General features: G+C 67.3%; 25 protein-coding genes. 10 read left to right on the top strand and 15 right to left on the bottom strand.

Features of this window, described 5'->3' with window-relative positions; translation table 11 throughout:
- Nucleotides 1-447: a MaoC family dehydratase gene (locus QMO14_RS19245; protein ID WP_301509044.1), complete on the top strand. Its 447-nt coding sequence runs from the start codon at nt 1-3 to the stop codon at nt 445-447.
- A 34-nt stretch (nt 448-481) separates the two neighbouring features.
- On the opposite strand, the gene QMO14_RS19240 is transcribed toward QMO14_RS19245, so the two are convergent.
- Nucleotides 482-1,306, bottom strand: a complete 825-nt coding sequence (locus tag QMO14_RS19240) for a ferritin-like domain-containing protein (protein WP_301509043.1) — start codon at nt 1,304-1,306, stop codon at nt 482-484.
- 40 nt (nt 1,307-1,346) lie between these two features.
- Between QMO14_RS19240 and QMO14_RS19235 the strand changes: the two genes are divergently transcribed.
- Together QMO14_RS19235 and QMO14_RS19230 are read left to right on the top strand one after the other, a co-directional pair.
- Complete coding sequence (locus QMO14_RS19235) at nt 1,347-1,871, top strand: gamma carbonic anhydrase family protein (RefSeq protein ID WP_301509042.1); 525 nt, start codon at nt 1,347-1,349, stop codon at nt 1,869-1,871.
- 39 nt (nt 1,872-1,910) lie between these two features.
- Nucleotides 1,911-2,909 (top strand): Hsp33 family molecular chaperone HslO, encoded by a 999-nt coding sequence (locus QMO14_RS19230; protein WP_301509041.1) that lies wholly within the window; start codon nt 1,911-1,913, stop codon nt 2,907-2,909.
- Between the two features lie 39 nt (nt 2,910-2,948).
- Here the strand turns inward: QMO14_RS19230 and QMO14_RS19225 are convergent, their stop codons facing one another.
- From QMO14_RS19225 to QMO14_RS19195, 7 genes are all read right to left on the bottom strand, one after another.
- Nucleotides 2,949-3,917, bottom strand: a complete 969-nt coding sequence (locus QMO14_RS19225; protein ID WP_301509040.1) for a hypothetical protein — start codon at nt 3,915-3,917, stop codon at nt 2,949-2,951.
- Between the two features lie 30 nt (nt 3,918-3,947).
- Nucleotides 3,948-4,619: an ATP-binding protein gene (locus QMO14_RS19220; RefSeq protein WP_301509039.1), complete on the bottom strand. Its 672-nt coding sequence runs from the start codon at nt 4,617-4,619 to the stop codon at nt 3,948-3,950.
- Nucleotides 4,616-5,245, bottom strand: coding sequence for a nicotinamide riboside transporter PnuC (pnuC, locus tag QMO14_RS19215; protein WP_301509080.1), 630 nt, complete (start codon nt 5,243-5,245; stop codon nt 4,616-4,618). Before pnuC ends, QMO14_RS19220 begins: the two co-directional genes overlap by 4 nt.
- 135 nt (nt 5,246-5,380) lie before the next feature.
- Nucleotides 5,381-5,659, bottom strand: coding sequence for a cell division protein FtsB (gene ftsB / locus QMO14_RS19210; protein WP_301509038.1), 279 nt, complete (start codon nt 5,657-5,659; stop codon nt 5,381-5,383).
- A gap of 19 nt (nt 5,660-5,678) precedes the next feature.
- Nucleotides 5,679-6,962: a phosphopyruvate hydratase gene (eno, locus tag QMO14_RS19205; RefSeq protein WP_093203187.1), complete on the bottom strand. Its 1,284-nt coding sequence runs from the start codon at nt 6,960-6,962 to the stop codon at nt 5,679-5,681.
- 54 nt (nt 6,963-7,016) lie between these two features.
- Nucleotides 7,017-7,307, bottom strand: coding sequence for a DUF1330 domain-containing protein (locus QMO14_RS19200; protein WP_301509037.1), 291 nt, complete (start codon nt 7,305-7,307; stop codon nt 7,017-7,019).
- A gap of 61 nt (nt 7,308-7,368) precedes the next feature.
- Entirely contained in the window at nt 7,369-9,051 is a 1,683-nt protein-coding gene (locus QMO14_RS19195; protein ID WP_081267220.1) for a CTP synthase, read from the bottom strand.
- A 176-nt stretch (nt 9,052-9,227) separates the two neighbouring features.
- Between QMO14_RS19195 and coaBC the strand changes: the two genes are divergently transcribed.
- The 4 genes from coaBC to QMO14_RS19175 all read left to right on the top strand — a co-directional run bounded on the left by coaBC (nt 9,228) and on the right by QMO14_RS19175 (nt 12,045).
- The gene (coaBC, locus tag QMO14_RS19190) at nt 9,228-10,451 is read left to right on the top strand and encodes a bifunctional phosphopantothenoylcysteine decarboxylase/phosphopantothenate--cysteine ligase CoaBC (protein ID WP_301509036.1); all 1,224 of its coding nucleotides are present in this window, start codon (nt 9,228-9,230) and stop codon (nt 10,449-10,451) included.
- Nucleotides 10,451-10,915, top strand: a complete 465-nt coding sequence (locus tag QMO14_RS19185; RefSeq protein ID WP_301509035.1) for a hypothetical protein — start codon at nt 10,451-10,453, stop codon at nt 10,913-10,915. The genes coaBC and QMO14_RS19185 overlap by 1 nt, the downstream gene beginning before the upstream one ends.
- Nucleotides 10,916-11,362, top strand: coding sequence for a dUTP diphosphatase (gene dut, locus QMO14_RS19180; protein WP_019655978.1), 447 nt, complete (start codon nt 10,916-10,918; stop codon nt 11,360-11,362).
- Between the two features lie 182 nt (nt 11,363-11,544).
- Nucleotides 11,545-12,045, top strand: coding sequence for a glycine zipper 2TM domain-containing protein (locus tag QMO14_RS19175; protein ID WP_301509034.1), 501 nt, complete (start codon nt 11,545-11,547; stop codon nt 12,043-12,045).
- Nucleotides 12,046-12,123: 78 nt separating this feature from the next.
- On the opposite strand, the gene QMO14_RS19170 is transcribed toward QMO14_RS19175, so the two are convergent.
- Nucleotides 12,124-12,648: a peptidylprolyl isomerase gene (locus QMO14_RS19170; RefSeq protein WP_301509033.1), complete on the bottom strand. Its 525-nt coding sequence runs from the start codon at nt 12,646-12,648 to the stop codon at nt 12,124-12,126.
- Nucleotides 12,649-12,662: 14 nt separating this feature from the next.
- Here QMO14_RS19170 and QMO14_RS19165 point away from each other — a divergent pair, with 14 nt between their 5' ends.
- From QMO14_RS19165 to QMO14_RS19155, 3 genes are all read left to right on the top strand, one after another.
- Nucleotides 12,663-13,805 carry a cupin domain-containing protein gene (locus tag QMO14_RS19165; RefSeq protein ID WP_301509032.1) on the top strand — a complete coding sequence of 381 codons (1,143 nt, stop codon included), beginning with the start codon at nt 12,663-12,665 and terminating at the stop codon, nt 13,803-13,805.
- Nucleotides 13,795-14,298, top strand: coding sequence for a hypothetical protein (locus QMO14_RS19160; protein WP_301509031.1), 504 nt, complete (start codon nt 13,795-13,797; stop codon nt 14,296-14,298). The genes QMO14_RS19165 and QMO14_RS19160 overlap by 11 nt, the downstream gene beginning before the upstream one ends.
- A 94-nt stretch (nt 14,299-14,392) precedes the next feature.
- A complete protein-coding gene (locus tag QMO14_RS19155) occupies nt 14,393-14,665 on the top strand; it encodes a hypothetical protein (RefSeq protein WP_301509030.1) in 273 nt (90 codons plus the stop codon).
- A gap of 80 nt (nt 14,666-14,745) precedes the next feature.
- Here QMO14_RS19155 and QMO14_RS19150 read toward each other — a convergent pair whose 3' ends face one another.
- From QMO14_RS19150 to QMO14_RS19125, 6 genes are all read right to left on the bottom strand, one after another.
- Entirely contained in the window at nt 14,746-15,522 is a 777-nt protein-coding gene (locus tag QMO14_RS19150) for an MBL fold metallo-hydrolase (RefSeq protein ID WP_301509029.1), read from the bottom strand.
- Nucleotides 15,523-15,527: 5 nt separating this feature from the next.
- The gene (gene bamC / locus QMO14_RS19145) at nt 15,528-16,607 is read right to left on the bottom strand and encodes an outer membrane protein assembly factor BamC (protein ID WP_301509028.1); all 1,080 of its coding nucleotides are present in this window, start codon (nt 16,605-16,607) and stop codon (nt 15,528-15,530) included.
- Nucleotides 16,608-16,751: 144 nt separating this feature from the next.
- Nucleotides 16,752-17,642: a 4-hydroxy-tetrahydrodipicolinate synthase gene (gene dapA / locus QMO14_RS19140; RefSeq protein ID WP_301509027.1), complete on the bottom strand. Its 891-nt coding sequence runs from the start codon at nt 17,640-17,642 to the stop codon at nt 16,752-16,754.
- 88 nt (nt 17,643-17,730) lie between these two features.
- Entirely contained in the window at nt 17,731-18,294 is a 564-nt protein-coding gene (locus QMO14_RS19135; protein ID WP_301509026.1) for a bifunctional 2-polyprenyl-6-hydroxyphenol methylase/3-demethylubiquinol 3-O-methyltransferase UbiG, read from the bottom strand.
- A 13-nt stretch (nt 18,295-18,307) separates the two neighbouring features.
- Nucleotides 18,308-18,448 carry a hypothetical protein gene (locus QMO14_RS19130; protein ID WP_301509025.1) on the bottom strand — a complete coding sequence of 47 codons (141 nt, stop codon included), beginning with the start codon at nt 18,446-18,448 and terminating at the stop codon, nt 18,308-18,310.
- 31 nt (nt 18,449-18,479) lie between these two features.
- Nucleotides 18,480-19,706: an MFS transporter gene (locus QMO14_RS19125; protein ID WP_301509024.1), complete on the bottom strand. Its 1,227-nt coding sequence runs from the start codon at nt 19,704-19,706 to the stop codon at nt 18,480-18,482.
- Between the last annotated feature and the right edge of the window lie 100 nt (nt 19,707-19,806).

Genomic DNA, 19,806 nt, shown 5'->3' with positions numbered 1-19,806 from the left:
ATGGCCAAGCTGTATCTCGAAGACCTGAAGGTCGGCGACCGTTTCCGCAGCGCCGAGCACGCGCTCGACGCGGCGCAGATCAAGGCCTTCGCGCAGCAGTTCGATCCGCAGCCCTTCCACACCGACGAAGAGGCCGCCAAGAGCACCTTCTTCGGTGGCCTCGCCGCGAGCGGCTGGCACACGGCCGCGCTCACGATGAAGCTGCTGGTCGAAAGCGGCATCCCGCTGGCCGACGGCATCATCGGCTCGGGCGGCGAGCTGCAGTGGCCCAAGCCGACACGTCCCGGTGACGTGCTGCACGTGGAGAGCGAAATCATCGACATCGTGCCCTCGCGCTCCAAGCCCGGTCGCGCGATGGTGGCGATGCGCTGCCAGACGCTCAACCAGAATGGCGACGTGCTGCAGCACTTCACGCCCAAGCTGGTGGTGCAGGCCCGTCCGGCCTGAGCTGAAGAAGAGAACAAGGCCGAAGGCCGCGGCCTCAGGCCTTGTCCTGCGTCTGCGAGAGCTGGCGCAKTTCTTCCGCGCTGAAGCCCGCCCGTCCGCGCGCCTCGAGGTTGAAGGGCGGCTTGTGGCGAGGCGCGTCGTAGCGCGCCACGAGCCCGGGGTAGGCAGCTTCCGGGTCGATGCCCGCTCGCTCGCACAGCCAGCGGTACCAGTGGTTGCCGATGGCCACGTGGCCCACTTCGTCGCGCAGGATGATGTCGAGGATCTCCACCGCGCGCAGCGCATCGGGCGTGTTCACGCGCTTGAGCTTGCCCTGGATGAGCGGCGTGGCGTCGAGCCCGCGCGCCTCCAGCGTGCGCGGCACCAGCGCCATGCGGGCGAGCACGTCGTCCTTGGTCTTCTCGCACATGTTCCACAGGCCGTCGTGGCCGGGGAAGTCGCCATAGCGCCAGCCCATGTCCTGCAGGTGCGCGTGCAGCAGCGTGAAGTGCAGCGCTTCTTCGTGGGCCACGCGCAGCCAGTCGCGGTAGTAGGCCTCGGGCATGCCGTCGTAGCGCCACATGGCGTCGAGCGCGAGGTTGATCGCGTTGAACTCGATATGGCAGATCGAATGGATCAGCGCCGCGCGTCCCTCGGTGGTGAAGGGCGAGCGTTTCTGCACGGCCGTGGCGGCCACGCGCAGCGGGCGCTCGGGGCGGCCCGGCACGCCGAGATCGTCTCCCGCGGTGCGGATGGTTTCGGCTGCTATGGAATCGGTAGCGCCATCCGCAGAGGTGGCGCGGATGGCACGGGTGGCGGCCACCTTTTCGTCGGGATCTGTAAGGCGAAGCGCGGCCAGCGCGCTCAATCGGGGGTGCATCCCTACAATTCTAGGTTTTGACCTTGCAGGGACCGGAACAATGGCGCTCTACGAACTCGACGGTGTGGCACCCCAGGTGGGCGAAGGTGCATGGGTGGCCGACAGCGCGGAGGTGATGGGCAACGTCAGGCTGGCGGAGAACGCCAACGTGTGGTTCGGCGCGGTACTGCGCGGCGACACCGAGACGCTGAGCATCGGGCKCAATAGCAACATCCAGGATCTGTCGGTGCTGCACGCCGACATCGGCTGTCCCCTGACCGTCGGCGACAACGTGACGGTGGGCCACCAGGTGATGCTGCACGGCTGCACCATCGGCGACAACACGCTGATCGGCATCCAGGCGGTGGTCTTGAATAACGCGAGGATCGGCCGCAATTCGATCGTTGGCGCCGGCAGCGTGGTGACCGAGGGCAAGGAGTTTCCCGACAACTCGCTCATCATGGGCTCGCCCGCCAAGGTGGTGCGCACCCTCGACGACGAGGTGGCCGCCAAGCTGCGCCAGGGCGCGGAAAACTATGTATCGAACGCCCGCCGCTTCGCGAAGGGCCTCAAGAAGATCGCCTGACCGCATCGGTCGCAGGCACACACACAGAAAGAAGACGTTTTGAGCGAGCTGCACAAATTCCTGTTCGATGGCCTGCCGGTGCGCGGCATGATCGTGCGCCTGACGGATGCGTGGCAGGAGATCCTCGCTCGGCGCGCCTCCAACACCGCCACCGGCGCCTACCCGCCGCCCGTGGCCGAACTGCTCGGCGAGATGACGGCCGCGGCCACGCTGATGCAGGCCAACATCAAGTTCAACGGCGCACTCATCCTGCAGATCTTCGGCGATGGCCCCGTCAAGGTGGTTGTGGCCGAGGCCAAGCCCGACCTGAGCCTGCGCGCCACCGCCAAGGTGATGGGCGAGCTGCCGGCTGACGCGCACCTGCCCGACATGGTCAACGTGAACAACAAGGGCCGCTGCGCGATCACGCTCGATCCCAAGGACAAGCTGCCGGGCGCCACGCCCTACCAGGGCGTCGTGCCGCTCTTCGGCGACAACGGCGAAAAGCTCGGCAAGCTCAGCGACGTGCTGCAGCACTACATGCTGCAAAGCGAGCAGCTCGACACCACGCTGGTGCTGGCCGCCGACGACAAGGTCGCCGCCGGCCTCCTGATCCAGCGCCTGCCGGTGAAGGGCGAGGGCAATCTCGAAGGCACCTCCGACAAGGACCACGACCAGGCCAACGAAGACCAGATCGGCCGCAACGAGGACTACAACCGCATCTCGATCCTCGCGTCGAGCCTGACGCGCGACGAGCTGCTCACGCTCGACGTCGAGACCATCCTGCGCCGCCTGTTCTGGGAAGAGAAGCTGCTGCGCTTCGAGCCGCAAGCCGGCCTGCTCGGCCCGCACTTCGCATGCACCTGCGGCCGCGAGCGCGTGGCGCAGATGATCCGCGGCCTCGGCGTGGAAGAGGCCGAGAGCATCCTCGCCGAGCGCGGCGACATCGAGGTGGGCTGCGACTTCTGCGGCAAGCAGTACCGCTTCGATGCGGTCGATGCGGCGCAGCTGTTCACGCCGGTGGGCGACCGCGTTCCGGGCAGCCCGGTCGTGCAGTAAAGGCCTGAAGGCTGCAGGCGGCCGCCGGGCCGCCAGATGTCATCGGGGGGCGTCGTCGAAGCCGCCGAACGAGATATCCGGCGCGCTCGTGTTGTGCTTCGACGGCAGGCTGCGCCCGAAGCGCACCTGCGTGGCCTGCAGGCTCTTCACCTCCGGCAGCGGCAGCACCTGCTGCGCGGCGCCGGGCGATGGCTGCCAGCGCACCTCGCTCACGTCGGCGTTGTCGGGCGTGACGTACATCGAGCGCAGCACCGCGAAGGGCTGGGCGCTCGCGGTGGGCTTGGACAGCGTCACGTCGAGCGCGGTGCGCGCGCGGCTGATTTCGTCCACCCGCACGGCGGCGCTGCCGCCGTTGGTGAAGCGCACGTTGATCGCCAGCGGCCGGGGCACGATGCGGATCGACGCGATGTTCACCACCGGCCGCGCGGCTGCCTCGACCGGACCGAGCAGGAACGAGGAGCCGTACACGCCGTCGCCGAAGCGCGGCTCGGGCAGCGGCTTGAGGCGCCAGTAGCCGTCCGACGGATAGAGCACGATGGCTTCGAGCGCCTTGCCGTTTTCTTTCCTGAACACCTGCAAGAGGTGGAAGCCGCTGTCCTTGCGCTTGCCCACCTGCACGGGTACTCGCTGCGGGCGCCAGAAGCTCGGCAGGGTCATGCCGACGATGCGCCACTGGGCGTTGTCCATCAGCACCACGGTGCGCTTGCGGAAGCGGTAGGCCGGGTCGGTGGGGTGCTCGCCGCCGTCGAAGTTGCAGCCCGAGAAGTCGGGCGCGGTGACGTCGTTGCCGATCTTGTCGAGGTAGTCGGGCTGCAGCGCCTCGATGCGCATGCGGCGGATGCCTTCGCCGCGCAGGGTCAGCGAGACGTTGTCTTCCTCGGCGCAGGCGGTGGTGGTGGTTCCGTTCTCGACGGTGGCCGCGATGGGCGCTGCGTGGGCCGGGCCAATGGCGGACAGCAGCAGGGCGGCAGGAAGAAGCGCGATGCGCGCGAAGGTCGAAAAGGGCATCGGGTCTCCGGTAGGAAAGTGGGCTGCGCGCTACTCGCGGCGCGCGATGAGATCGCTGAAGAGCCTATGTTCGCATTCCGGGTCGGAGCATTTCTCGCAAGGCCACGACCAGGAGGCGGGTTTCGCGTCGGACCTGGCGCGTGTGCGCGGCCGGCCTTCGTTGCCCGCGATGGAGACGATGGCGTTCCATGCGTTGGCCAGCCGCTCGCCGCCGCTGCCGTGCACCACGGCATACGAGAGCTTCGCGCCCGCGAGCGCGGCGCGCACCAGCGTGTCGGTCGGCTGCTGCGCATGCGGGCCGTCGCGCATGTCGTCGGCCACCCAGGGCAGGTCGAGCGCGGTCAGCAGCGTGATGGCGTAGCGCCGCTGGGCCGCCAGCGCGCTGTCGTAGATCGAGGTGTCGGCGAAGAGCTGCTCGCTGTAGACGGCGGTCATGAGCGCGGTGGTGTCGGCCACCACCACGCCGGTGGCGGCCGCGAGCGCGATGCGGCGGGTCTGCTCGTCGGCGATGGCCTGCTGCTCGTCGGGGCGCGGCGTGCGGCCCTCGCGCTCGCACCATTCGCGCAGGTATTCGCTCACCAAGGTCGTCGGAACGTCGCGGTCCTGCAGGCGCTGCGCGATGGCGCGGGCCAGTTCGGTCTTGCCGGTGCTCTCGGCGCCCACGAGGGCGATGACGCAGCCGGCCGGCAGCACGGGCGTCATGCGTGCGCTGCCCTGGCGGCCGCGGGCATGCGCTGGCGCCAGGCGAGGTAGCCGGCCACGCTGAGCACGGCGAACACCGTGTACAGGCCCACGGTGAGCCACAGGCCCTTGTGGATGAAGAGGCCCACGCTCACGACGTTAACCGCCAGCCAGATCAGCCAGTTCTCGATGAACTTGCGCCCGAGCAGGAACTGCCCGACAAGGCTCAGCCCGGTGGCGAAGCCATCCCACCAAGGCACGTCGGTGTCGGTGAAGCGGCGCAGGAAGAGGGCGACGGCCGGCCATGCCAGAGCGCAGGCGAGCAGCGTAAGCGCGATGCCGTGCGACGAAAGGCGGCTGACATGCAGCGCACTGCCGTCGGCGCGGTGGCCGCGCAGCCACTGCGTCCAGCCCCAGAGGGCGACCAGCGCGAAGAAGACCTGGAGCGAGGCGTCGCCGTAGATGCGAGCCTTGGCGAACACCGCCACGTAGAGCAGCGAGCTGACGATGGCCAGCGGCCATCCCCAGTGGATCTCGCGCATGTTGCAGCCGACCATGGCGAGCGCGAGGAGCGCGGCGACAAGCTCGAGCCAGCTGACGGGAGAGCCCCAGAGCAGGAATGCAGGGGCCGAGAGAAGCTCAAGAATCAGATTCGCCCCCAGAGGGCACCGTCGTGGTCTGTTCGTGGGACACCGCGGAACCGGCTTTGCCGGGCCGCCGGTGTCGCCCCCTGGAAGGGGGTTGGCGAAGCGACACGAAGTGCGCGAAGACTGGGGGTCATCCTAGTGCGCGATCTGCACGAACACTTCGTTGGGCTTGACCATGCCGAGTTCCGCCCGCGCACGTTCCTCGACCATCTCGAGGCCGTCCTTGAGGTCGTTGACCTCCGAGGCCAGGCGCTCGTTGGTCAGCGTGGCCTTGGCGTTGGCTTCCTTCTGGTCGGCCAGCTTGGTCCGCAACTGGGCCACGTCGCGCACGCTGCCGCGCCCGTTCCACAGCTGCCACTGCAGGATGGCCAGCAGGAGCAGCAGGATGATCGGAGGAACGAAGCGGGCGCGCATGCCGCGTGGCGTCCGGGCGTTACTTCAGGTTGTAGAACGCGCCGCGGCCCGGATAGACGGCGATGTCGCCGAGGTCTTCTTCGATGCGCAGCAGCTGGTTGTACTTGGCGATGCGGTCCGAGCGCGACAGCGAGCCGGTCTTGATCTGGCCGGCGTTGGTGCCCACCGCGATGTCGGCGATGGTGCTGTCTTCGGTTTCGCCCGAGCGGTGCGAGATCACGGCGGTGTAGCCCGCGCGCTTGGCCATTTCGATGGCGGCAAAGGTCTCGGTCAGCGTGCCGATCTGGTTGATCTTGATCAGGATCGAGTTGGCGATGCCCTTCTCGATGCCTTCCTGCAGGATCTTGGTATTGGTGACGAACAGGTCGTCGCCCACCAGCTGCACGCGCTTGCCCAGGCGTTCGGTCAGGTGCTTCCAGCCGTCCCAGTCGCCTTCGTGCATGCCGTCTTCGATGCTGATGATCGGGTACTTGTCGACCCAGGTCGCGAGCATGTCGGTCCAGCTTTCCGACGTGAGCGAGAGGTTCTCGCCCGACAGCACGTACTTGCCGTCCTTGTAGAACTCGCTGGCCGCGCAATCGAGGCCCAGGGCGATCTGCTCGCCGGCGGTGTAGCCGGCCTTGTCGATGGCTTCCAGGATCAGCTGGATGGCCGCTTCATGGCTTTCGACGCTGGGAGCGAAGCCGCCTTCGTCGCCCACCGCCGTGCTGATGCCGCGGTCGCCCAGGATCTTCTTGAGTGCATGGAACACTTCGGCGCCGTAGCGCACGGCCTCGCGGAAGCTCTTGGCGCCCACGGGAATGATCATGAATTCCTGCAGGTCGAGGCTGTTGTTGGCGTGCGCGCCGCCGTTGATGACGTTCATCATCGGCACCGGCAGCTGCATGCCGCCCATGCCGCCAAAGTAGCGGTACAGCGGCAGGCCCGACTCTTCCGCAGCGGCGCGGGCCACGGCCATCGACACGGCGAGGGTGGCGTTGGCGCCCAGGCGGCCCTTGTTGTCGGTGCCGTCGAGGTCGATCATCGTGCGGTCCAGGAAGGCCTGTTCGCTGGCGTCGAGGCCGAGCACGGCTTCCGAGATCTCGGTGTTGATGTTCTCGACGGCCTTCAGTACGCCCTTGCCGAGATAGCGGCTCTTGTCGCCGTCGCGCAGCTCGATGGCTTCGCGCGAACCGGTCGACGCGCCCGAGGGCACGGCCGCACGGCCCATGGTGCCCGACTCCAGCAGCACGTCGCATTCGACGGTGGGGTTGCCTCGGCTGTCGAGAATTTCGCGGCCGACGATGTCAACGATTGCACTCATCTTTTGTCTTTCTCTTTCGGTTCTCTTTGGCGGATGAATAAATGGGGCAGGGGCTCAGAGGCCCTCGACGGCGATCATGTTCATGATCGCGGCGCCGGCGCGCGCTTCGCGGGCCTTGAGGTATTCGGGCGTGTCGTAGAAGGCCTTGGCCTTCTCGAAGCTGGGGAACTTGAGGATCACGACGCGCGTTGGCTTCCAGTCGCCCTCCAGCGGCTGCACCTGGCCGCCGCGCACGCACACCTCGGCGCCGTGCGCCTGCATGGCGGCGCTCGACCACTTCTTGTATTCCTCGTACTGCGTCGGGTTGGTCACCTCGACGTGGGCGATGACGTATCCACTGCTCATTCGAATACCTCCGTGCTCCGCACTGCGGCGCGAGCTTGCTTGGGGCGGCCCGGCGCGGCGCTCATGCGACCGCCTTCAGTGCCTTGTTGGTGCTGCCCGCGCCCTTTTCCTTGTGTTCGAGCGCCGCCTTGATGAAGGCGTTGAACAGCGGATGGCCGCCCCACGGGGTGGACTTGAACTCGGGGTGGAACTGCACGCCCATGAACCACGGGTGCACATCCTGCGGCAGCTCGACGATCTCGGTCAGGTGCTCGCGCTGCGTGAGCGCCGAGATCACGAGGCCGGCCTTGCGCAGCTCGTCGAGGTAGTTGACGTTGGCTTCGTAGCGGTGGCGGTGGCGCTCGGTGACCACGTCGCCGTAGATGCTGTGGGCCAGCGTGCCGGGAGACACGTCGGAGCTCTGCGCGCCCAGGCGCATGGTGCCGCCGAGGTCGGACTTCTCGTCGCGCGTCTTCACGGTGCCGTCGGCGTCCTTCCATTCGGTGATCAGAGCGATCACGGGGGTGGGCGTCTCGGGGTCGAACTCGGTGCTGTTGGCGTTCTTCAGGCCGGCCACGTGGCGGGCGTATTCGATGGTGGCGACCTGCATGCCCAGGCAGATGCCCAGGTAGGGCACCTTGCCTTCGCGGGCGAAGCGGGCCGCCGAGATCTTGCCTTCCACGCCGCGCTGGCCGAAGCCGCCGGGCACCAGGATGGCGTCGTACTTGGCCAGCCGGGACACGTCCTGCGCGTTGATGGTCTCGGAGTCGATGTAGTCGATCTTCACGCGGGCATGGTTCTTCATGCCGGCGTGGCGCAGGGCTTCGTTCAGCGACTTGTAGCTGTCCGACAGGTCGACGTACTTGCCGACCATGGCAATCGACACTTCCTTTTGCGGGTGCTCGACCTCGTAGACCAGGTCGTCCCAGCGCTGCAGCTTGGCGGGCGGGGTGTTGATGCGCAGCTTGTCGCAGATCAGGCCGTCCAGGCCCTGCTCGTGCAGCATGCGGGGCACCTTGTAGATGGTGTCCACGTCCCACATGGAGATCACGCCCCATTCGGGCACGTTCGAGAACAGCGAGATCTTGGCGCGCTCGTCGTCGGGGATCGGGCGATCGGCGCGGCACAGCAGGGCGTCGGCCTGGATGCCGATTTCGCGCAGCTTCTGCGCGGTGTGCTGCGTGGGCTTGGTCTTGAGCTCGCCGGCGGCGGCGATCCAGGGCACGTAGCTCAGGTGCACGAAGGCCGAGTTGTTCGGGCCCATGCGCAGGCTCATCTGGCGAACGGCTTCCAGGAAGGGCAGCGACTCGATGTCGCCCACGGTGCCGCCGATCTCGACGATGGCCACGTCCACCTCGTGCGCCGTGCCGATGCCGGCGCCGCGCTTGATGTATTCCTGGATCTCGTTGGTGATGTGCGGGATCACCTGCACCGTCTTGCCGAGGTAGTCGCCGCGGCGTTCCTTCTCGAGCACGGTCTTGTAGATCTGGCCGGTCGTGAAGTTGTTGGCCTTGCGCATCCGCGTGTTGATGAAGCGCTCGTAGTGGCCGAGGTCGAGGTCGGTCTCTGCGCCGTCGTCGGTGACGAACACTTCACCATGCTGGAAGGGCGACATCGTGCCGGGGTCGACATTGATGTACGGATCGAGCTTGATGAGGGTGACTTGGAGGCCGCGCGATTCGAGGATCGCGGCGAGCGAGGCGGAGGCGATTCCCTTGCCAAGGGAAGAAACGACACCACCGGTGACGAAGACAAATTTGGTCATGCCAGTTCCGGACCATAGATCCGGGCAGTGGGAAATTGCGATTGTATATGGCTCCCCCCCAGGCTCCGCGCGCTGCGCGCGCTTCTCCTTCCCCCTACCGGGGGCGGGCCGGCCGCTTCGGGCGGCCGTGCGCGGCGGCCCCGTGTGCGAGCTGAGGGTCATTACACTCCGGCGATATGCAAGATCTCGCCGGCAAACACATCGTTCTCGGTCTCACGGGCGGCATCGCCTGCTACAAGTCGGCCGAGTTGTGCCGGCTGTTCGTCAAGGCGGGCGCGACCGTCCAGGTCGTGATGACCGAGGCGGCGGAGCAGTTCATCACACCCGTGACCATGCAGGCGCTCTCGGGGCGCACCGTCTACACCTCGCAGTGGGACACCCGCGAGCCCAACAACATGCCGCACATCAACCTGAGCCGCGAGGCCGACGCGATCGTGCTGGCGCCTTGCAGCGCCGACTTCATCGCCCGGCTGGTGCAGGGCCGCTCCGACGACCTGCTGAGCCTGATGTGCCTGGCCCGCCCGATGGACCGCATTCCGCTGCTGATCGCGCCGGCCATGAACCGCGAGATGTGGGGGCACCCGGCCACCCAGCGCAACCTGATGCAGGTGGCGGCCGACGGCGCGACCGTGCTGGGCGTGGGCAACGGCTGGCAGGCCTGCGGCGAGACCGGCGACGGCCGCATGCTGGAGCCGGCGCAACTGCTGGAGGACATCACCGCCTTCTTCAGCCCCAAGCTCCTCGCGGGGCAGAAGGTGCTGGTCACGGCCGGGCCGACCTTCGAGGCGCTGGACCCGATCCGCGGCATCACCAACCATTCGTCCGGCAAGATGGGCTTTGCCATTGCCCGCGCGGCCCGCGAGGCGGGCGCAGAGGTCACGCTGGTGGCAGGTCCGGTGCACCTGCCCACCCCGCGCGGCGTGACGCGCGTCGACGTGCTCTCGGCGCAGGACATGCTCGAAGCGACCACCCGCGCAGCCCAGAGTGCTAGCATTTTCGTAGCTACGGCTGCCGTCGCCGACTGGCGCCCGGCTACCCAGAGCGACCAGAAGATCAAGAAGGACGGCAGCGGCAGGACGCCGGTGCTGAACTTCACCGAGAACCCGGACATCCTCCTCACCGTCGCGAAGAGCGAGCGGGCCCAGTCGAAGAAGCTCTACTGCGTGGGCTTCGCCGCCGAGAGCGAGAACCTCGCCGAGCACGCCAAGGCCAAGCGCGAGCGCAAGGGCATCCCTCTGCTGGTGGGCAACATCGGCCCGCTGACCTTCGGCCAGGACGACAACGCGCTGCTGCTGGTGGACGCCAATGGCGTGCGGGAGCTCCCGCGCGCACCCAAGCTCACGCTGGCGCGCGAGCTCATGACCGAGATCGCGGCGCGTCTTGCCGACTGGAGGGTCTGATGAATCCCCAATGGAACACACCGCCGAACGGCGACTTCGCCCGCTATGTCGAGAGGCTGTCCGCGCAGGCGGCGCTGCCCAAGCGAACGGCGGCGCTCGGTGAGCATGGGCTCGATGTCGGCATGACGCCGACCCCCAGCCCGCAAGGGCAGGGGCAGGGCCCCGTCACCGCCGCGATGCAGCGCCCCGAGCTTCCCAGCGGCGAAGTGCCCAGGAAGCAGCCGGGCTCCTTCGACCCGGCGCTGCTCAAGGTACTGAGCGTTGGCGGCGCGCTGGTGTTCCTCGTGCTGTGGGCAGCGGGCGTGCCGTTCGGCGTGCTGCTCGTGCTCGCGGCGCTGGCGGCCTGGTTCGGCAAGAAATTGAAGGGCGTGAAGCTCACTCCCGGCGTCGCCAAGTGGCAGCAGGTGCTGGAAGACGCGGCCCGCAAGCAAAGAGAACAGCAACAGAAGCAAGGCAAAAACTAAGTGAAAGTCGACGTCCGCATCCTCGATCCGCGCATGGTGGATCAACTGCCCGCATACGCCACTCCCGGAAGCGCCGGCCTCGACCTGCGAGCCTGCCTCGATGCCCCCATCACGCTGGAGCCCAACGGCTGGCAGCTGGTGGGCACCGGCATCGCCATCCATCTGGCCGACCCGGCCTATGCGGCGCTGATCCTTCCGCGCTCGGGGCTGGGCCACAAGCATGGCATCGTGCTGGGCAACCTCGTCGGCCTGATCGACAGCGACTACCAGGGTGAACTGAAGATCAGCGCCTGGAACCGCAGCGACACGCCCTTCGTGCTGAACCCGATGGAGCGGCTGGCCCAGCTGGTGATCGTGCCGGTGGTGCAGGCGCAGTTTCGGGTGGTCACAGAATTTGCACCTACGCAACGCGGCGAAGGCGGCTACGGCTCCACCGGCAAACATTGAGCAGATCCTGAAGGCAGGCTGAGTTTCCACGCGGTAAAGAGCGGAACCGGCCCGGGCCCGGGGCCTCGAAGGTTTCAGTGTGTGAATTGCGTCATCGCGGCGGATGCTGCGGCGTTAGTCAGGCACACGCAGGGTGCATGCATTCATGATGCATGTGCCGTTTATTCGAGGAGCCTCCCAACATGAAGATCTCAATGCGCTTTGTTTCCGTCACCGCTTCCGTGCTGGCCCTGGCCACGCTCACGGCGTGCGTGGCACCGGCGCCGGTCTATACGACCTCGCGCTATCCGTACCAGGCCCCCCCGCAGGCCATTCCCTACCAGGAAGCTTCCTACGTCGAGTACGGCCACGTGGCCAACATCGAGGTGCTGCGCAGCGAAACCGCCGGCACCGGCACCACGGGCGGCGGTGCCGTCGCCGGTGGCGTGATCGGCGGCGTGGTCGGCAACCAGTTCGGTCGCGCCAATGGCCGTGCGGCGGCGACCGCTCTGGGCATCGTGGGCGGGGCCCTGCTGGGCAACACCATCGAGGCGCAGCAGAACGGCCCGCGCGTCTACGAGATGTACCGGGTGTCGGTGCAGACCGACCGGGGCGGCTACCGTGCCTTCGACGTGCAAAGCCCTGGCGACCTGCGCATCGGCGACCGCGTGCGCATCGACAACGGCCAGATCTCTCGCATGTAAGGGGGCGTTCTTCCAGACGTGAAAGAGCCGGGCATCGCCCGGCTTTTTCATGTGCGCCTGCAGGCCGGGTTCAGCGCATCAGTGCAGCGTCTGGTTGCCCGGCGCCATCGGCGCGACCTTGAAGAAGCCCGTGCCGGCCGTGCCGCGGCCCACTTCTTCCTCGGTGGCTTCGCGCACCGATCGCACCGTGATGTCGAGCCGTATCGCGATGCCCGCCAGCGGATGGTTGCCGTCGAGCACCAGGTGGTCGGGATAGATTTCCGCCACGGTATAGATCGCATCTTTCGGAATTTCGCTGTTCACTCCCTTGGGCAGGGCGGAGCCGTCGAAGGTCATGCCCTCCTCGGTGCCTTCGGGAAAGAGCGAGCGCGGCTCCAGGAAGAGCAGCTGGTCGTTGAAGTCGCCGAAGCCCTGTTCGGGTTCGATCTGCAATTGCACCCGGGCGCCGGGCTCGTGGCCCTGCAGGGCCGCTTCGATCACGTCGAAGAGATCGTCGCCGCCGACCAGGAATTCCACCGGCTCGTCGAGCACGTCCAGCACGTCGCCGAGCGTGTCTTTCATCGTCCAGGTCAGGCCGACCACGCATTGTTCAGAGATTTCCATTGCAGAATTCTCCCATGGAGATTAACCAACCGCTGCCCTTGCTTGGCGGCCTGAGTGCCGCGCAGTTCATGCGGCGGCATTGGCAGAAAAAGCCCTTGCTCGTTCGCCAGGCGATACCCGCGATGGTGCCACCAATAGCGCGTGCCGAGTTGTTCGCCCTGGCCGAGCGCGAGGATGTCGAATCGCGCCTGATCCGCCACGGCAAGGCCGGCTGGTCGCTCAAGCACGGCCCCCTGGCCCGGCGCGCCTTGCCGTCTCTGAAGCAGCCGGCCTGGACGCTGCTGGTGCAGGGCGTCGACCTGCACCATGAGGGCGTGCACGAGCTGATGCGGCAGTTCCGCTTCCTGCCCGATGCGCGCCTCGACGACCTGATGATCAGCTACGCAAGCGACACCGGCGGCGTCGGCGCGCATTTCGACAGCTACGACGTGTTCCTGCTGCAGGCGCAGGGGCGCCGGCGCTGGTCCATCGGCAAGCAGAGCGACCTGCGGCTGCAGCAGGGCCTGCCGCTCAAGATTCTGGAGAACTTCGAGCCCGMGCAGACCTTCGTGCTCGAGCCCGGCGACATGCTCTACCTGCCGCCGCGCTACGCCCACGACGGCGTCGCCGTGGGCGACGACTGCATGACGTACTCCATCGGCCTGCGCTCGCCGGCCCTTGGCGAGCTGGGCGCTGACCTGCTCGCGCGCATGGCGCAGGCCTATGCGGAAGACCTGGAAGGCGCGGGCCCCACCGAGCTCGCGCGCTACCGCGATCCGACGCAGCCCGCCGTCGATGCGCCCGCCGCGATGCCTGCGGCCCTGCAGGGCTTCGCGCGCAAGGCCATCGAGGCCGCGCTGCGCGATGCCGATGCCGTCGACCGCGCGCTGGGCGAGTCGCTCACCGAGCCCAAGGCCAACGTCTGGTTCGGTGAAGGCGGCGAGGCGCCCGATGCCATGCAGCATGTGAAGCTCGACCGCCGCACGCGCATGCTCTACGACGCGCGGCACATCTACATCAACGGCGAGAGCTTCAGAGCAGGCGGCGCCGATGCGACGCTGATGCGCAAGCTGGCCGACCGGCGCGAACTCGGTCCGCGCGAACTCGCGCGCGCCAGCGAAGGTGCTCTTGCATTGCTCGGCGAGTGGTGTGAGGCAGGGTGGCTTCATGCAGGGTGAGGCGCAAGGTCCATCGCTGCCCGAAGGGCGCTTCGACGGCCGCGAAGCCTTCGATGCGGCGCTGCGCAACGCGCTCTCGGCCGCGGCGCGCGAAGGCTGGAAGGAGATCGTCTTCAGCGACCCCGACTTCGTCGACTGGCCCCTGGGCGAGCGCGCGACCATCGAGGCGCTGCAGGCCTGGGCCGCGAGCGGCCGCCGCCTGATGCTGCTCGCGCAACGCTTCGACGTTCTCGAACGTGGCCATGCGCGCTTCGTGCCGTGGCGGCGACTGTGGGACCACATCATCGAATGCCGCGCCACCGGCAAGGCCGCGGGCTCCGAAGTGCCCAGCGCCATCTGGACTCCTACATGGTTCGTGCACCGCATCGACCCCGAGCGCAGCAGGGGCGTGAGCGGCACCGATTCACGCGCGCGCCGCGAATTGCGCGAGGCCATCGACGAGTGCTGGCGCATGGGCCGGCCCGCGTTTGCGGCATCGACACTCGGCTTGTAAGCCAATGCCGCGAATGCGGCCGCGAGACATATTCAGGCGGATATGCAGGTCTAGAATTTTTTCGTTCCAGACCTTCATTGCCAAAGGAGATTCCATGAAGAAGTCATCGTCCGTCCTGATCGCCTCGCTGATTGCCGCTGCCGCGCTCGTCGCCTGCGGGAAGAAGGAGGATGCAGCGCCGGCTGTCGTGACGCCGCCTCCTGCGCCTGTGACTGAACCCGCACCTGCTCCGGCCCCCGCGCCGGCCGCCGATCCGGCCGCATCGTCTTCGTCGTCTGCAACGCCGGCTCCGAATGCGCAGTCCGCGCTCGATGCGGCGAACGCGGCCACCGAGGCAGCGAAGAAGAACGAAGCGCCGAAACAGTAGACAAGCACTGCACCAGCCATGCAAAAGCCGCCGTGAGGCGGCTTTTTCTTAGGCGAGCGTGATGTTGGCGGAAATGGCTCTCAGACGTCGAGCCATGGCGAGCCCTCAGTAGCCGTTGCGGTCAGCATCTCGGCCTCGTTGCCGCCCAATGCTTCAGCCATGAGGCGGCGCACGATCTCGGGCCGGTTGTTCTGCTCGCTCAGGTGCGCCGCGACCACGTGCCGCAGGCCGTCGTGCAGCAGCGCGCGTGCGATGTCTGCCGCGGCGGTGTTCGACAGGTGCCCGTAGTTGCCGCCGACGCGGTGCTTGAGGAAGGGCGGGTAGCTCGAGTTGGCCAGCAGTTCGCTGTCGTGGTTGAACTCCAGCAGCAACGAATGCACGCCGCCGAGCCGGGCCAGCACGTGGGCCGTGGCGTGGCCCAGGTCGGTCAGCACGCCCAGCGTGCGATTGCCGTCGGTACAGCGCAGCTGCAGCGGTTCGCGCGCGTCGTGCGGAACGGTGAAGGGCTGCACGCAGATGTCGCCGACGGTGAATTCGGCGTCGTCGCGTGCGATGTTCAAAAGGCCCTCGAAGTCGCGCCCGCCGGTGGCGAGCCAAGTGCCTTCGCTCATCCAGACGGGAATGCGGTTGCGCCGCGACAGCGTGTGGGCGCAGCCGATGTGGTCGCCGTGCTCGTGGGTCACGAAGACCGCGTCGATGTCGCTGGCTGCAAGGCCTGCCTGGGCCAGGCGCAGGTCGAGCTGCTTGAGGCCGAAGCCACAGTCGACGAGAAGGCGGGAGGTGCGGCCGGCGCTGGTCGTCTCGACCAGCGCGGCGTTGCCCGTGCTGCCGCTGCCGAGGCTTCGGAAGCGGAGCATGCGGGTTATCTCAGGTCGTCTGCGATGACCTTGACGATGCGCTCGGCGTTGACCGAGGTTTCGGGCGCGCCGGCTTCGTTGAGCACCGACACCGTGGTCGATTCGCCCTGGCTCTTGACCGAGATGCGGAACTTCGCAGGCGCTTCTGCCTTGCTCGAGCCACCGAACAGCTTGCCGAAGAAGCCGGGCTCCTTCTTGTCGGGGTTCGGCGGCACGTAGCGCACGAAGTACACGCCGGCGCTGCGGTCGCGGTCTTCCACGGTGAAGCCGGTGCGGTCGAGCGCCAGGCCGACGCGGCGCCATGCGCGGTCGAAGCCTTCGCTGATCTGCACGACCGGCTGGTTGCCGACCTTCGCGATGGTGGCGGTCTTGGGCGTGGAGTTGGTCGCGGCCAGGATCTTCGACTGCTCCTGCGAAACGCCGAGCTTGACCATCAGGCGGCGCAGGAATTCGGTCTCGAGCTCAGGATCGCTGGGGCGGGGCTGCCACACGGTCTGGTCCTGGCGGGAGTTGTTGTAGACCTCCTGCATGCCGCGATGGCTGATGAAGATCTCGGTGCCGGTAGGCGTGCGCTCCAGGCGGGTGCGGAAGCGGTCGAGTTCGCCGGTGGAGTAGACCGAGTCGACCAGCTTGCCCAGCGTGCCGCGGATGATGTCCTGAGGCAGCTTGGCGCGGTTCTCGGCCCAGTCGGTTTCCATGATGCCCAGGTTGCGCTGTTCGGTGGTCAGCAGGAAGCCGTTTTCCTGCCAGAAGTCCTTCACCGGGTCCCAGAGCTGGTCGGGCGTGCGGTTGACGACGATCCAGCGCTGCGTGCCCGAGCGCTCCATGCGCACGTCGCCGATGTTGGTCACCGCGGTCGGGATGCCCGGGGCGTTGGCGATGCCTGCCTGGTAGGAGTTGGCGGACACCGCGCCGCCGGGGATGGCGTAGCGGTTGTCGCGCGAAAGCTGGGAAAGATCGGGTGGGACTTCGAGCGTCGGGGCCTTGCCTGCGCTCTTGTAGTCGATCTTGTCGCTCTCGAGGACGGAGCAGGCGGCGAGGCTGGCAACGAGGGCCAGCAGTGCAAGTCGCGAAAGGTTCTTCAACGTCGTCTTCCTTGTTGGAATGGTTCGGTCAATCTAGGGGCCGCAGTGCCCGCCGCCATCTCTGAGCGCGGTTCGGGCAAAAGGTTGCTTAACCTTGCTGCGCCCAGGGGAAAGGCAGGTCCGGGACGTGCGGGAAAGAGGCGTTCAACCCTTCAGCAGGCCGGTGGCGCGCAAGGCGCCTTCGACCGCGGGACGGCTCGCTTCGCCGAGTTCGGTGAGCGGCAGGCGCAGCGCGCCGCCACACAGGCCGAGCCGGGCCATGGCCCACTTCAGCGGAATCGGATTGGGCTCGACGAACAGGTTGCGATGCAGCGGCATGAGCTCGAACTGGATCTGCATGGCGCGCTTCACGTCGCCAGCCAGCGCGGCGACGCACAGCTCGTGCATCTTGCGCGGCGCGACGTTGGCCGTGACGCTGATGTTGCCCTGGCCGCCGCACAGCATGAGCGCGACCGCGGTCGGGTCGTCGCCGGAGTAGACGGCGAAGTTCTTCGGCACTTCGCGGATGAGCCACTGGGCCCGCTCGATGTTGCCGGTGGCTTCCTTGATGCCGATGATGCCGGGCACCTGGGCCAGGCGCAGCACGGTGTCGTGCGCCATATCGGCGACGGTGCGCCCGGGTACGTTGTACAGCACGATGGGCAGGTCGCCCACGGCCTCGGCGATGGCCTTGAAGTGCTGGTACTGGCCCTCTTGCGTGGGCTTGTTGTAGTAGGGCACGACCTGGAGCTGCGAGTCGGCGCCCACGCCCTTGGCAAACTTGGCCAGCTCGATGGCTTCCTTGGTGGAATTGGCGCCGCAACCGGCCATCACGGGGACGCGGCCCTTGGCCTGTTCGACCGAGACGCGGATGATTTCGCAGTGCTCCTCGACATCGACCGTCGGCGATTCGCCGGTGGTGCCGACCACGCCGAGGCAGTCGGTGCCTTCTTCGATGTGCCAGTCGATGAGCCGCCGCAGGGCGGGGTAGTCGACACTGCCGTCGTCGTGCATCGGCGTGACGAGCGCGACGATGCTGCCTGTCAGTTGCTCCAAGGGGAATCTCTTTGTCGGTGGACGAAAGCGCCGATTCTACTTACTCCGGCGTCCCGCCAGACAGCCGCTCCGGGCCCCTTGGTTTCCCTTAATTAAGGAAGTGGCGCGCCGGCTGGGCGGAATCGGCCATCGCCGGTCGGACGGCGGCGATGCGCTGCACGAAGCGCTCCGGCTGCGCGATGAAGCCGTCCTCGTAGGCCACCACGCGCAATCCGGCGCAGGCGGCCAGCAGTTCGCCCGGTTGCAGCAGGAAGTCGGGCCGCGAAGGCTTGCCGACGGTTTCGTTGCCCGCGGCGAAGGTCTCGTAGAGCAGCACGCCGCCCGGTGCCACGGCGCCCACGATGTCGGCCATGCGCGGACGCCAGAGGTAGTTGGTGACGATCACGGCACCGAAGGCCTGGCCGGAGAAGGGCCAGGGGCCGGATTCGATGTCTGCCTCGATGACCTGGCCGAAGGCGCCGGCTGTCGCCACGGCTTCGGGCGAACGGTCGACGCCCGTGACGGCATGCCCGCGCCCGGCGAACCACCGCATGTGCCGCCCGCCACCGCAGGCCACGTCGAGAACGCAAGCGCCGGGCGCCAGCAGGTGCGACCAGCGGACGATCCATTCGGAAGGGGCACCCAGGCCGTGCACTGGTGCTATTTCTTTCATAGCAAGCCGCAACTCAGAAGCAGGACCAGATCTGGTCGACCAGCGTCACGAGGAAGTCCGGGTGCACGTACATCGCGAACACGCCGCCCAGCACCGCCAGTGCGGCGGCCAGCCAGCCTGCGTGGACGATGTGATGGCGCATCCGGGGAGTCATGGCCCTGTTTTACACGCAACCCGGCTGGGTATCAGCCGGCGGCACCCACCGGCTGGGCGCCGCGCGGAATGGCGCTTTCCTTCACCGGCAAGTTGACCACCGCCGCGAACACGCCCAGCGCGATCGCGATGTACCAGACGATGTCGTAGCTGCCCGTGGTGTCGTAGAGGTAGCCGCCGAGCCACACGCCCAGGAAGGAGCCGACCTGGTGGCTCAGGAACACGAAGCCGCTGAGCATGGAGAGATGCGCCACGCCGAAGATGCCCGCCACGATGGCATTGGTGGCCGGCACTGTGGAAAGCCACAGGAAGCCCATCGCCGCCGAGAAGACATACACGCTCATCGGCGAGATCGGCGCCATCAGGAAAAGCGCGATCGACACCGCCCGCGCGAAGTAGATGGCGGCCAGGATCTTCCGCTTGGCCAGCTTCTGCCCCAGCAGCCCCACCGTGTAGGTGCCGAACACGTTGAACAGCCCGATCAGCGCCAGCGCATAACCCGCCACTTCGGCCGGCAGGCTGCGATCGCGCAGGTAGGTCGGCATGTGGATGCCGATGAAGGCCAGTTGGAAGCCGCAGACGAAATAGCCCGCCATCAGCAGCCCGAAGCTCGGATAACGGAAAGCCTCGCCCACTGCCTGCATCACCGACTGCTCGCGGTGCCCGGCCAGCGCCGCCGTCTTCGGCTCGCGCAGCCCGAAGGCCAGCGGAACGATCACCAGCGCCAGTACTGCCACCACGGCCAGCGCCGTCTGCCATCCAAACTGGCCGATCAACCGGCCCTCGATCGGCGCCATCAGGAACTGGCCGAATGAGCCGGCCGCCGCCGCCACGCCCATGGCCCAGGAGCGCCGCTCGGCCGGGATCTGCCGTCCGATCACGCCGTAGATCACCGCGTAGGTGGAGCCCGCCTGCGCCGCGCCGATCAGGATGCCCGCGCTCAGCGTGAAGAGCAGCGGCGTCGGCGAATGCGCCATGCCGAAGAGCCCCAGCGCATAGAGAAGCGAGCCGCCGATCAGTACCCTGAACGCGCCGAACCTGTCGGCCAGCATGCCCGCGAACACGCCGAAGATGCCCCACGAGAGATTCTGGATGGCCAGCGCGAACGAGAAGGTCTGCCGGCTCCAGTCCTGCGCCTGCGTGATCGGCTGCAGCCAGAGGCCGAAGCCGTGGCGTATGCCCATCGACAGCGTGACGATCATCGCCCCGCAGATGAGGACTTGCTTGACCGATAGGGCGGGGGCGGCTGGAGATTGCATGACTTCGAATGTAACGATTCGCCTGCTGCAGCAGGCGAGGCGGTGGCTCCAGCCATTGATGATTTCTCGGCGGCGTTTCAATGCGCGTCGCGCATCAAAG

It is taken from the genome of Variovorax sp. CAN15, assembly GCF_030462475.1.
GTDB lineage: Bacteria > Pseudomonadota > Gammaproteobacteria > Burkholderiales > Burkholderiaceae_C > Variovorax.
The sequence above is the reverse complement of the archived record's forward strand: the minus strand, read 5'-3'. Positions and strand labels throughout refer to the sequence as shown.